Here is a 12193-nt window from a genome sequence, read left to right on the forward strand (position 1 = left end):
CCCCGGCTTGCCGGGGTTTTGCGTTCTAACTCTCATCCTGGAACACAGACATAAAAAAACCGCCTTTCAGCGGTTAATTTATTCGGACTGACCGTGCAGATTACTGCGCAGGTTTGTCATTGTGCAAAGATTCATCTTCGCGGCAATCGCCCGCTTCACAGTGTCCGTACAGATACAGACTGTGGTTGGTCAGTTTAATACCGTGTTTCTTAGCAATCTCACGCTGACGGCCTTCAATGTATTCGTCGCGGAATTCAATAACGCGGCCGCAATCAAGGCAGATCAGGTGATCATGATGATGTTGCTGAGTCAGTTCGAAAACAGACTTGCCGCCTTCGAAGTTATGACGGGTGACGATACCGGCATCATCAAACTGGTTAAGAACACGGTAAACCGTGGCCAGACCAATTTCTTCGCCCATATCAATCAGTTGCTTATAAAGATCTTCCGCACTAACGTGATGACCTTCCGGCGCTTGCAGCACTTCCAGGATTTTGAGGCGCGGAAGCGTGACTTTTAAGCCGGCTTTCTTCAGTGCGGTGTTGTTGTCAGTCATGCGGATTCAGTCCTGTTACTATGTGCTAATCAAGTTGAGGCATGCAGCCTGTGGCATCGGCGGCACAAAAATTTGTCGTTTAAGGATTCTTCGTTTAAGGGAAGTGTGCCGATTCTCAAAAACGTAGCCTGTTAATAAAGATCACAAAATGCCTGTCACATTCAATAATGCAACGACTTGATCGATAGAAAAAACAGATGAACTCAGTGTACCTTGATACCACCGAAAGTTACAATTTTGTAGCGGTTAAATTGTTAATTTCAGTAATAGTTTGGCCCTTCAATTGTAGAATAAATCCTCAGGGCCAACAGGGTTTTTAGCCAATAATTTCTGAAAGGCTCAGTTCTTCTGTGATCTGTTTGACCCATGCATCAACACGTTCGTTGGTCAGTTCCGGCTGACGATCTTCGTCAATTGCCAGCCCGATGAAGTGCTTATCATCAGCCAGACCTTTTGAAGCTTCGAAGTGATAGCCTTCAGTTGGCCAGTGACCTACGATCACCGCGCCGCGTGGCTCGATGATGTCACGCACGGTACCGAGCGCATCACAGAAGTATTCGGCATAGTCTTCCTGGTCGCCGCAGCCAAACAGCGCAACCAGCTTACCTTCGAAATCTATCTCTTCCAGCGTCGGGAAAAAGTCGTCCCAGTCACACTGCGCTTCACCGTAATACCAGGTTGGAATACCGATCAGCAAAATATCGAATTTTTCCAGATCCTCTTTGCTGCTCTTCGCAATGTCATGCACCTCTGCAACATCTTTACCCAATTGCTTCTGGATCATTTTCGCGATGTTTTCGGTGTTACCTGTATCGGATCCAAAGAAGATACCTACTACGGCCATAAGATTACCTAACCTCTTGTTCTTAATGAAGTGCTCTGCATTGCAGGCAATAATAACGCAGATGATAGCAAACTCGCGCGGCGGAGAATATGTTTCAGCTCGCCTTCTTAACTGGTGAATAAGTTTATCGGGCAATCTTTTTAAGTGTTATCGCCTTCGTGTGCTTTTAATAACCTCAAACTTATTGAGGGCACAAGCAAAATTAAGAAATAATTCCCGCCACTCCTTAAGTTTGCCCGTTGAACGCCGATAGATGATGCGAGAGGAATCTCAACATAATAAAGAAATCGATGCCCGGAGAGGTGTTCAAACATGTCCGGGGGCAAACGCCTGCCGGCTACCTGTCTTGATTCTCCGCATCCCCGTCAATCCTCAGACCAGAAACAGTCCTGTTTCGAGAGAGGCATATCGTGCAGTTTTTAAAAAATATTACCATCAGGGCCGCATTATTAACGATTCTGGGCATTTTTTGCGTCATGTGGGCGAGTGTGTCTATTTACACCGTCACCTCCCTGAATACGCTGACTCAGAACACCCAAAACAGTACCGAACTGGTCAACAATATGGCGCTGATCAATAAAGGAAATGATCAGTACTTTCGTACCGTGACACGTTTAAGTCGTGCCGTGGGGCAGCTCCAGGCGGATCCGTCAAAAGGGCAGGAAATTTTTGATACGGCAAAACAGTCACTCGATGGTCTGTCACAGGCGCTGGCGAGTTTCAAAACGGCTCCGCATCCGGGATTAGATGAAGCGTCAGTTCAGGAACTGGTCTCCAGTTGGGAAAGTCTGGTCGCGCAAGGCGTTACGCCGTTATATTCAGCGGCTATCGGCAAAAATTTCGATGCCTATAATCAGCTGGCGAACGATACCGTTCCGGCGCTGAGCCGCAATTTTGGTGCCTCAATGACGAAAGTCAGCGGGCAGATTGCGGTCGATTTCGAGGCGGCGCAGACCAAATCAAACCATCTGACTTATTACAGCAAAGTTATTCTGCTGACGGCTTTTTCTCTCGGCCTGCTTATTTTGCTGCTGACCGACCGTTATCTGGTGATGGCACTGGTGAAACCGCTGGATAAAATCCGCGATCATTTCGCCGTAATTGCCAGCGGCGACCTGACGCATTATCTGGAAGAGTTCGGCAAAAACTGCGCGGGTAAACTGATCCCGTTGCTCAACGTTATGCAGTCCAGTCTGGAAAATACCGTTCAGACCATCCGCAACTGTACCAACCACATCTATCAGGGCGCGTCCGAAATCTCTGCCGGGAATAATGATCTGTCTTCCCGAACCGAAGAACAGGCGTCTGCACTGGAAGAAACGGCAGCCAGTATGGAAGAACTGACGGCAACGGTAAAACACAACGCAGACAACGCGCATCACGCCAGCCAGCTGGTGATGGAAGCGTCTTCTACCGCGCAAAAAGGCGGTAACATTGTGGCTGACGTCGTCAGCACCATGAAAGATATCTCCGGCAGCTCGAAGAAAATTGCAGAGATCACCTCGGTTATTAACAGCATTGCCTTCCAGACCAACATTCTGGCGCTGAATGCCGCGGTAGAAGCCGCGCGGGCAGGCGAACAGGGGCGTGGATTTGCGGTGGTTGCCAGTGAAGTCCGAAATCTGGCCCAGCGCAGTGCGCAGGCGGCGAAAGAAATCGAATCACTGATCAGTGAATCCGTTTCCCGCGTCGACAGCGGTTCAAAACTGGTGGAAAACGCCGGTCAGACAATGAACGAAGTGGTGCGTTCAATCACGCATGTCACGGATATTATGGCGGAAATCGCTTCGGCGTCTGATGAGCAAAGCAAAGGCATCAGCCAGGTTGCGGTAGCAGTCACACAAATGGACAGCGTAACGCAGCAGAACGCCGCACTGGTGGAACAGGCTTCACACGCGGCGGTTTCGCTGGAAGAGCAGGCTGCATTGCTGAACAACGCCGTCGCGACGTTCAAACTCAAAGACAGCATCACGAATGTCGGAAAACGACCCGCCAGCGTGGTTCCTCAGCCGTTGTTACGGCCTGCAACCGGTGTAATGACATCGAAAAGCAGTGCAAACTGGGAAACGTTCTGAGATGAGAGTTAAGGCGTAAAAGGAAAGAAAACAGGCGGATAACCGGGAGGTTATCCGCTTTTTTATCAGCCTTCCTGACCGTTAAGATGCGACAGCAACATCTCTTCAATCAGTTCGCTACGACTGATATTGCGTTCTTCTGCCAGCTTATTGAGGGTATCAACAGCATCGGCGTTCATTTTCAGCTCTACGCGACGCAGACCGCTCGCTTTATCGCGGCGTAACTGGTTGCGCTTGTTGATCCTGAGCTGTTCATCACGGGAAAGCGGATTAGTTTTTGGACGCCCCGGACGGCGGTCATCTGCGAACAGATCAATCGTCGTGCGATCCAGTTGTTCTTTTGCCATAGGTAGCGGTACAACCAGGGAAGTTTTTACATCGGAAAACGGCAAGCCGATTCCTGACGAGCGTTTCACACATTTCGGGCTAAGAAACCCTGACCCAATTTACCCCCCGTAACTCACTTCGAGTAAAACGGGGCGGCAAAATTATAGCGCGCAATCATACACTGGCGCGCCTGGGGTTCACAACGCCTGATTGCCCTGATTTCATGTTAACTTTCGAAGTTGTGCAGACTTTTTGCACAATTTATCCCCAGGATGTTAAACCGACGGCGAATCGATGAAACGATGCACAGCGCGCAGGACGGCGTCGGGTTTTTCTGCGTGCACCCAATGACCGGCTCCGGCGACTACATAGGCTTTTGCCTGCGGGAACTGGCGGCCAATATCTTCGCGATACGCATCCTGCACATAAGGCGAATCCCCGCCACGGATGAACAGCGCCGGACAATCCCACGCCGGAACCTCTTCCCAGCCGACAATTTTGGCATATTCGTTCAGCAGAACCGGCACATTGAAGCGCCATTCTCCCTGCTGGAAGGACTTCAGAAGAAACTGAATCACCCCGTCTTCCTTTATATACTCACGCATACATTCGGTAGCGGAGGTACGGTCGCGCAATCCGGCCCCGGTGACGGCATTAATCGCAGCAAAAATCTCATCGTGACGGCGCACGTGATAATCCACTGGCGCGATATCAATGGCGATGAGCTTCTCAATTCTGTCGGGAATCAGCGCCGTCAGCGCCATAGCCGCTTTTCCGCCCATGGAATGGCCGATTACGATGAATTTTTTGAAACCGACTTCATCTAACGTTTCCATTAAATCCTGCGCCATCGCGGCGTAAGACATCTCCGGCGAACGCCCGGATTGCCCGTGATTACGCAAATCAACCTGCAACACTCTATGCTGTTGTTTCAGGTCGCGGGCGAGAACGCCCAGATTATCAAGGGTTCCGAACAGTCCGTGGATCAGGAGAACCGGCAGCGCATCGCTGCCAGCGACTTCAGGTTCTTGCAGGCGATAATGTAATTTCATGGCGAAGTTCATACAGATAAACAATCTCATTAGGTTATCATGAGTAGCGGATGATTTTTTTAAAACAGAAAGTTTCTGCCAGATGCCTGAGTGGGATTTGACAACGTGGAACAGAAGGCGAACGCAGCGAAAACGGGAAGTAATCTGCTTTTTGCTTAGCGACGCAATTCACCTGTTCGTAAACGCGTAGAAATTTGTATAATCCTTTTGAATGAATTTAGTAGAAAAAACAGTACTGGATAAAGATGAAAACTATTGAGGTTGACGAAGAACTCTACCGCTACATTGCCAGCCACACGCAAGCAATCGGTGAAAGTGCGTCTGATATTTTGCGCCGTATGTTGAAATTTACTGCTGGCCAGACCGCTCCTGCCGCGCCAGTAACATCCGCCGTTATTGCCGGGACCGTCGCACAGGAAAAACCTGTTGCCGCCGCCGCGCCGACGTCGCGTGATAAAGTCCGCGCCGTTCGCGAACTGTTACTGTCTGACGAATATGCAGAGCAGACCAAAGCGGTTAACCGCTTTATGCTGATCCTGTCGACCTTGTATTGCCTGAACCCAAAAGAATTTGCCGCTGCGACCGATTCACTTCATGGCCGCACGCGTACCTATTTTGCCGGCGACCAGCAAACCCTGCTGCAAAACGGCATTCATACCAAGCCTAAACACGTTCCCGGAACGCCGTATTGGGTTATTACTAACACCAACACAGGTCGCAAACGCAGCATGATCGAACACATCATGCAGCTCATGCAGTTCCCGGCGGAACTGACTGACAAAGTGTGCGGCACCCTCTAAATTTCAGCGTAAGGGAGAAGCGCCAGTGGCTAATCACCCCCGTGCAGGGCAACCTGCTCAGCAAAGCGATTTGATTAATGTGGCGCAGTTAACGTCACAGTATTACGTTCTGCAACCGGACCCGCAAAACCCGGCCCATGCCGTGAAATTCGGTACGTCCGGTCACCGCGGCAGTTCGTTGCGTCACAGCTTTAATGAAGCGCATATTCTGGCGATTGCGCAGGCGATTGCTGAAGTGCGTAAAGAGCAGGGCACAACCGGCCCGTGCTATGTGGGGAAAGACACCCACGCCCTGTCCGAACCGGCGTTTATCTCTGTGCTGGAAGTGCTGACGGCGAATGGCGTAGATGTCATTGCGCAGGAAAATAACGGTTTCACCCCGACTCCGGCGGTGTCTCACGCGATTCTGACGCACAATCTCAACGGCGGCGCGCTGGCGGATGGCATCGTCATCACGCCTTCGCACAACCCTCCGGAAGATGGCGGCATTAAATATAACCCGACCAACGGCGGCCCGGCAGATACCAATCTGACCTCCGTGATTGAGAAACGCGCTAACGCATTGCTGGCGGCTAAGCTCGCAGGCGTCAAGCGTCAGTCTCTGGATCTGGCGTGGAAAAGTGGCCATCTGGTGGCGCAGGATCTGGTTCAGCCGTTTATTGAAGGACTGACTGACATCGTCGATATGGCCGCGATTCAGAAAGCGGGCCTGAAACTCGGTGTGGATCCGCTCGGCGGTTCCGGTATCGAATACTGGAAGCGTATCGCAGAGCACTACAAACTGGATCTGACGCTGGTTAACGATGAAGTCGATCAGACTTTCCGCTTCATGCATCTCGACCACGACGGTGTGATCCGCATGGACTGCTCGTCTGAATCCGCAATGGCCGGCCTGCTGGCGCTGCGTGATAAATTCGATCTGGCCTTTGCAAACGACCCGGATTATGACCGCCACGGTATCGTGACGCCTGCCGGTCTGATGAACCCGAACCATTATCTGGCGGTGGCGATTCAGTACCTGTTCCAGCATCGTCCGCAGTGGGCCAAAGACGTCGCCGTCGGCAAAACGCTGGTTTCCAGTGCGATGATCGACCGCGTTGTTGAAGACTTAGGCCGTAAACTGGTCGAAGTCCCGGTGGGTTTCAAATGGTTCGTGGATGGCCTGTTTGACGGCAGCTTCGGTTTTGGTGGCGAAGAAAGTGCAGGGGCTTCTTTCCTGCGTTTCAACGGCACACCGTGGTCTACCGACAAAGACGGGATCATCATGTGCCTGCTGGCCGCGGAAATCACCGCCGTGACCGGTAAAAACCCGCAGGAACATTACAACGAACTGGCTGCCCGTTTCGGCGCGCCAAGCTACAACCGTATTCAGGCACCTGCGACTCACGCGCAGAAAGCCGCGCTGTCTAAACTTTCTCCTGAACAGGTGAAAGCTGACACGCTGGCCGGTGACCCGATCACTGCCCGTCTGACCAACGCTCCGGGTAACGGCGCGTCAATCGGCGGCCTGAAAGTGATGACCAAAAACGGCTGGTTTGCGGCACGTCCGTCCGGTACAGAAGAAGCTTACAAAATCTATTGTGAAAGCTTCCTCGGTGCTGAACACCGCGAACAAATCGAGAAAGAAGCGGTAGAAATCGTCAGCAAGGTGCTGGCCGACGCGAAATAAGTCCCTTTCTTCATCTCATCAAAAGCGCTGATTATTCAGCGCTTTTTTTTTGCCCGCGCTTCAGACATAAAAAGATATATCTAAATGCATTTTTCGGCTTGCCAGTTTCTGAAATTCGATCTAATTTAGATATATCGAAATAATTCGATATATCTAAATAGGACATAAATTATGTTTAGCAAAATGTTTGAAGGGCGCCATCGCGGTCACGGTTGCCGGGAAGAAGGGCATCGCGGTCATTGCCGTCATGAATCAGAACGCAGCGATCACAGCGAACGTCACATGTTGCGCCGCGATGGCCGCCATCGTGGCGAAGAACGCGGTGAGGAAGGGCGTGAACGTCGCGGACGTGGCGAAGGTCGTCGCGGGGGGCGTGGCGATCGCGGTGTACATCGTTTGTTTGAACACGGTGATTTGCGCCGTGTACTGCTGGCGCTGGTGGCGAAGAAACCGAGTCACGGTTATGAGCTGATCAAGGCGATTGAAGAAGCGTCGTCTGGCCTTTACGTGCCAAGCCCAGGCGTGATTTACCCGACGCTGACCCTGCTGGAAGAACAGGATTTCCTCGAGCCTGTCGCCACCGGCAATGGCCGTAAAAGCTATCAGATTACCGAAGCCGGGAAAGTGGAACTGGCGCAACATCAGGCTGCGGTAGATGTGATTTTTGCCCGTCTGGCTGGCGCACAGCGTCCGCCTGAAAATAATCTGGCAGAAGGCATTCATGAATCTATGCACCGTCTGCGTCATGCGCTGCGCACAAACATGATGCGCGCGGATTTGACGCCGGAGCAGGTTGTGCGGGTGAATGCAATTTTGCAACAGGCGGCTGAAAGTCTGGAAGCCGAATTCGGCGATGCTAAACCGGAGACTGATGAACCTAAGGCATAAAACGATAGCCCACGCCGGTCTCGGTCAGTAAATGACGCGGCCGGGTGGCGTCGGCCTCCAGTTTCTGGCGTAAATGCCCCATGTAGATGCGCAGATAATGACTGTGTTCGACGTAATTCGGGCCCCACACATGGCTCAGTAACTGACGCTGAGTAATGACTTTGCCGCTGTTTGCCAGCAGTTCAGCCAGCAGGCGAAACTCAATCGGCGTCAGATGACAATCTTCACCGTTGCGCTGTACGCGCCGGTTGATCAAATCCACCGTCACATCAGCAAACGTCACCAGCGGGCTTTCCTGCGAACTGCCCGCATGACGGCGTAACGCGACGCGAACCCGCGCCAGCAGTTCACCGACGCCAAACGGTTTTGTGAGGAAATCATCGGCACCGGCATCCAGCGCCGCAATCTTATCTTCTTCGCTGGTGCGTGCCGACAGCACAATAATCGGGATGGCGCTCCAGTGGCGCAAATCACGGATATAGGTCAGGCCGTCACCGTCCGGTAAACCGAGATCGAGAATAATCAGATCCGGTTTACGGGTTCCGGCCTCAATCAGCCCGCGTTGCAGTGTCTCACTTTCAAATACCCGTAAACCTTCCCCCTCAAGCGCTGTGCGCACAAAGCGGCGGATTTCTTTCTCGTCTTCCACAATTAAAATATTTACCGGGGATGCGCTCACGTTGCCTCGTCGATGTCTGTGTCCATATCCGTTTCCATGTCAGGCACTGCTTCCAGCGGCAGCCTGAAGCGGAAACGCGCGCCGCCGTCCGGGCCATTTTCAGCCCAAATCCGTCCGTCGTGTACTTCAATAATGGCACGACAAATCGCTAATCCCAAACCCACGCCGGGAATGGCTGACTCTTTATTTCCGCGGGCGAATTTTTCGAAAATCGCATGCTCCGCGCCTTCCGGAATTCCCGGACCATTATCCCAGACTTCGATCTCCAGCCAGTCGCCGAGCGGTAACGCTCTGATGCCGATGGTGGCACCGACACCGGCATATTTATGGGCATTTTCCAGCAGATTGATCAGCACCCGTTCGATCAGGCTTGCATCACAATTGACCAGCACCATTTCGGCAGGCAAATCGATTTCAATATGGTCATGTGCCAGCACCGGTTCCAGCATCCGCAGGGCACTGCCGGTGATTTCCTCCACCGACTGCCACTCTTTGCGCAGATTAAATCCGCCGGACTGAATGCGCGCCATATCCAGCAGATTGTTCACCAGTCGCGTGGTGCTCAGCACTTGCTGGCGGATCTGGCTGGCCTGTGGCGCATGTTTCGAGCCTTCGGAGGCCAGATCCAGCGTCAGGATTTCCGCCTGTCCAAACAGCACGGTGAGCGGTGTGCGTAAATCGTGGGAAAGCGCGGACAGCAGCGAGTTACGCAGTTGCTCACGCTCTGTTTCCAGACGTGATGTTTCCGCGCTGGCCGCAAGATGCAGACGCTCAAGGGCGTTGGCGATCAGCACCGTAAATGTCTGCAAAAGCCGCTGTTGTTCCGGCACCAGAAGCTGACGGATATTCGGCGGCTCAACTGCCAGCAAACCGCGCGATTCGCCCGAGGCCACCAGCGGCAGAAGCTGATACGGCACGCCGGGCAACGTATCGGTCCCGGCACCGGCGGGCAGTTTTTTATCGAAACTCCAGCGGGCAATGGCGTCGTCCACCACAATCGAGGTGATTTCACCGGCCGGTTGCACCAGTTCACCGTATTCATCGGGCAGCAAAATGGCCGTTTTGGCGTTCAGGCTGGAGGAAATAAAGTGGCGGCTGGTTTGCGCGATCGCTTCCGGTGTCAGCGACTGGCTCAGCCCTTTGGACATCTCATAAAGATGCTGCGCGCGCTTTTCACGGTGACGGGCGATGCGCGCCTGATAACGCACACCGGCAGTGAGATTCCCGATCAAAATCCCGACGATCAGCATGACGCCGAACGTCACCAGATATTGCGCGTCTGTGACGGCCAGCGACCCGCGCGGTTGCACGAAAAACAGATCAAAGCTGACGACGTTGATTACCGCCGCCAGCACCGAGGGCCAGCGGCCATAAAACAGCGCCACGATCACCACGCCAAGCAGATACACCATCACCAGGTTGGCCTGATCGAACGCGGGCACCAGCCATTGCGAAAGCACCGTAATGATGGCGCACAGCGCGACGGCCAGCGCACACCCGCGGATCTGGCGGCTGAAGCGGTCAACGAATGTCCGGGGATCCTGCTCTTTTCGCGACGAATTATTCGGGGTGTCTTCCAGACCGACGACAATCAGATCGAGATCGGGCCCGATCTCCGCCAGTTTATCGGCAAAGCTCGGGCCGAATTTCCAGCGTTTCTCGCGACGGCGGCCGGTCATCACTTTGCCCAGACGATGCTCGCGGGCGTAACGCAGAATGGCCTTTTCTTCCTGCGGATCGGCCAGCGTGGCGGTTTCCGCGCCGAGCTCCTGCGCCAGTTTCAGCGCATGCAAAATCGCGCGGCGCTGGCTTTCCGGCAAACGGTGCAGGCGCGGGGTTTCGACATATACCGCATGCCAAACGCAGCCCAGACGCGCCGCCAGACGTGACGCGACGCGAACCAGCTTCTCGTTGCCGCCGTCGTGACCAATGCACAGCAGCAACGCATCGCGGGTATGCCAGACGCGGCTGACGCCCTGATCGTCGCGGTATTCGCGCATCTGATCGTCCACGCGATCGGCGGTGCGACGCAGGGAAAGCTCGCGCAGGGCAATCAGATTGCCTTTGCGGAAGAAATGTTCGATGGCGCGTTCGGCCTGACCGGGGATATAAACTTTGCCTTCTTTCAGGCGCTGGCGCAGGGAGTCGGGCGGTAAATCCACCAGCACCACTTCGCTGGCGTCATCAAATAAACGGTCGGGCACCGTTTCACGAATAATAATGCCGGTCACGCCGCTGACCACGTCGTTCAGGCTTTCGAGATGCTGAACGTTCACCGTGGTAAACACGTCGATACCGGCATCGAGAAGTTCTTCGACGTCCTGCCAGCGCTTTGGATGGCGCGAACCGGCGGCATTACTGTGCGCCAGTTCGTCCATCAGGATCAGGGCAGGGCGGCGGGCCAGCGCGGCGTCGAGGTCAAATTCGTAAACCTGACGGCCGCGGTGGTGAATGCGTTTTGGCGGTAACAGAGAAAGCCCCGGCAGCAGCGCCTGCGTTTCCTGCCTTCCGTGGGTTTCCACCACGCCGACCAGCACGTCGAGACCGGTGGCGCGCAGACGCTGCGCTTCCTGCAACATGGCAAACGTTTTCCCGACGCCCGCACAGGCGCCGAAAAAGACTTTCAGTTGCCCGCGCGGCTTCTCGTTAGCGAGCGCCAGCAGGCTGTCTGGATCAGGGCGATCGTCAGTCATATTTTCCTTATTGAGATTTCAGTTCATCCAGTGCCTGATTCAGACCGAGTACGTTAACGACGTCGGGGCCGAGGAAACCAATCAGCGGTGATGATGTATTATCATCAATCAATTTATTCACTTGCGCCAGTGGCAGACCCCGCGCAGCCGCAATGCGTGGTGCCTGCCATTGGGCGGCTTCCACCGAAATTTGCGGATCTAAACCGCTGGCGCTGGCGGTCACCAGATCCACCGGCACAGCCGCAGGACTTAGCGGATTAGCCTTACGCAGCGCCGCCACACGGTCTTTCACCGCCTGATCCAGTGCAGGATTACTGGCCGCCAGATTACTGCCTGCGGACGCCATCGGATTATACGGCGAGTCAGAGGTGGCGGACGGACGTCCCCAGAAATAATCATTGCGGGTAAAATTTTGCCCGATCAGTTCTGAGCCAATCACTTTGTTGCTGCTGTCTTTCATCAGCGAACCTGTCGCCTGCGCGCGGAATACCAGCTCTGAAACGCCGGTGGTCAGCAGCGGATAAGCGACGCCGGTCGCCAGCGTCAGCAGAACCGTCATCACCAGAGCCGGGCGGACATAGGACATTCTTTTAACGGACATAATGGTCTT

At 53.8% G+C, this 12193-nt stretch carries 11 protein-coding genes; 4 read left to right on the forward strand and 7 right to left on the reverse strand.

Translation table 11 applies throughout. The annotated features are described in order from the left end of the window. Positions 1 to 100: 100 nt before the first annotated feature. Positions 101 to 556 carry a ferric iron uptake transcriptional regulator gene (gene fur, locus J1782_RS07540; RefSeq protein ID WP_152326459.1) on the reverse strand — a complete coding sequence of 152 codons (456 nt, stop codon included), beginning with the start codon at positions 554 to 556 and terminating at the stop codon, positions 101 to 103. A 316-nt stretch (positions 557 to 872) separates the two neighbouring features. Continuing rightward, the gene (gene fldA, locus J1782_RS07545) at positions 873 to 1400 is read right to left on the reverse strand and encodes a flavodoxin FldA (RefSeq protein WP_095921178.1); all 528 of its coding nucleotides are present in this window, start codon (positions 1398 to 1400) and stop codon (positions 873 to 875) included. 410 nt (positions 1401 to 1810) lie between these two features. Between fldA and J1782_RS07550 the strand changes: the two genes are divergently transcribed. Beyond that, a complete protein-coding gene (locus J1782_RS07550; protein WP_217152803.1) occupies positions 1811 to 3475 on the forward strand; it encodes a methyl-accepting chemotaxis protein in 1665 nt (554 codons plus the stop codon). Between the two features lie 65 nt (positions 3476 to 3540). Here J1782_RS07550 and ybfE read toward each other — a convergent pair whose 3' ends face one another. Together ybfE and ybfF are read right to left on the reverse strand one after the other, a co-directional pair. After that, the gene (ybfE, locus tag J1782_RS07555) at positions 3541 to 3822 is read right to left on the reverse strand and encodes a LexA regulated protein (protein ID WP_104924773.1); all 282 of its coding nucleotides are present in this window, start codon (positions 3820 to 3822) and stop codon (positions 3541 to 3543) included. A 255-nt stretch (positions 3823 to 4077) separates the two neighbouring features. Further along, positions 4078 to 4866 carry an esterase gene (gene ybfF / locus J1782_RS07560; RefSeq protein WP_217152818.1) on the reverse strand — a complete coding sequence of 263 codons (789 nt, stop codon included), beginning with the start codon at positions 4864 to 4866 and terminating at the stop codon, positions 4078 to 4080. A gap of 233 nt (positions 4867 to 5099) precedes the next feature. Here ybfF and seqA point away from each other — a divergent pair, with 233 nt between their 5' ends. The 3 genes from seqA to J1782_RS07575 all read left to right on the forward strand — a co-directional run bounded on the left by seqA (position 5100) and on the right by J1782_RS07575 (position 8211). Next, positions 5100 to 5654, forward strand: a complete 555-nt coding sequence (seqA, locus tag J1782_RS07565; protein WP_152326461.1) for a replication initiation negative regulator SeqA — start codon at positions 5100 to 5102, stop codon at positions 5652 to 5654. A 25-nt stretch (positions 5655 to 5679) separates the two neighbouring features. Next, positions 5680 to 7323 (forward strand): phosphoglucomutase (alpha-D-glucose-1,6-bisphosphate-dependent), encoded by a 1644-nt coding sequence (gene pgm / locus J1782_RS07570; protein ID WP_217152804.1) that lies wholly within the window; start codon positions 5680 to 5682, stop codon positions 7321 to 7323. Positions 7324 to 7494: 171 nt separating this feature from the next. After that, positions 7495 to 8211, forward strand: coding sequence for a PadR family transcriptional regulator (locus J1782_RS07575; RefSeq protein WP_217152805.1), 717 nt, complete (start codon positions 7495 to 7497; stop codon positions 8209 to 8211). On the opposite strand, the gene kdpE is transcribed toward J1782_RS07575, so the two are convergent. Genes kdpE through kdpC form a run of 3 tightly spaced genes read right to left on the reverse strand, consistent with a single transcriptional unit; the run spans position 8201 to position 12169 of the window. Next, entirely contained in the window at positions 8201 to 8890 is a 690-nt protein-coding gene (kdpE, locus tag J1782_RS07580; protein WP_165059437.1) for a two-component system response regulator KdpE, read from the reverse strand. The genes J1782_RS07575 and kdpE overlap by 11 nt on opposite strands. Beyond that, positions 8887 to 11583 (reverse strand): two-component system sensor histidine kinase KdpD, encoded by a 2697-nt coding sequence (kdpD, locus tag J1782_RS07585; protein ID WP_217152806.1) that lies wholly within the window; start codon positions 11581 to 11583, stop codon positions 8887 to 8889. The genes kdpE and kdpD overlap by 4 nt, the downstream gene beginning before the upstream one ends. A gap of 7 nt (positions 11584 to 11590) precedes the next feature. Next, on the reverse strand, positions 11591 to 12169 hold the full coding sequence (gene kdpC / locus J1782_RS07590) for a potassium-transporting ATPase subunit KdpC (RefSeq protein ID WP_217152819.1): 579 nt from the start codon (positions 12167 to 12169) through the stop codon (positions 11591 to 11593). Positions 12170 to 12193 lie beyond the last annotated feature (24 nt).

Source organism: Rahnella sp. BCC 1045 (assembly GCF_019049615.1).
In the GTDB taxonomy this organism is placed as follows: Bacteria; Pseudomonadota; Gammaproteobacteria; order Enterobacterales; family Enterobacteriaceae; genus Rahnella; species Rahnella contaminans.

Coding starts and splice junctions, on each gene's coding strand:
- fur (WP_152326459.1), bottom strand. CDS start 556: ATGACTGACAACAACACCGCACTGAAGAAAGCCGGCTTAAAAGTCACG.
- fldA (WP_095921178.1), bottom strand. CDS start 1,400: ATGGCCGTAGTAGGTATCTTCTTTGGATCCGATACAGGTAACACCGAA.
- ybfE (WP_104924773.1), bottom strand. CDS start 3,822: ATGGCAAAAGAACAACTGGATCGCACGACGATTGATCTGTTCGCAGAT.
- ybfF (WP_217152818.1), bottom strand. CDS start 4,866: ATGAACTTCGCCATGAAATTACATTATCGCCTGCAAGAACCTGAAGTC.
- seqA (WP_152326461.1), top strand. CDS start 5,100: ATGAAAACTATTGAGGTTGACGAAGAACTCTACCGCTACATTGCCAGC.
- J1782_RS07575 (WP_217152805.1), top strand. CDS start 7,495: ATGTTTAGCAAAATGTTTGAAGGGCGCCATCGCGGTCACGGTTGCCGG.
- kdpD (WP_217152806.1), bottom strand. CDS start 11,583: ATGACTGACGATCGCCCTGATCCAGACAGCCTGCTGGCGCTCGCTAAC.
- kdpC (WP_217152819.1), bottom strand. CDS start 12,169: ATGTCCTATGTCCGCCCGGCTCTGGTGATGACGGTTCTGCTGACGCTG.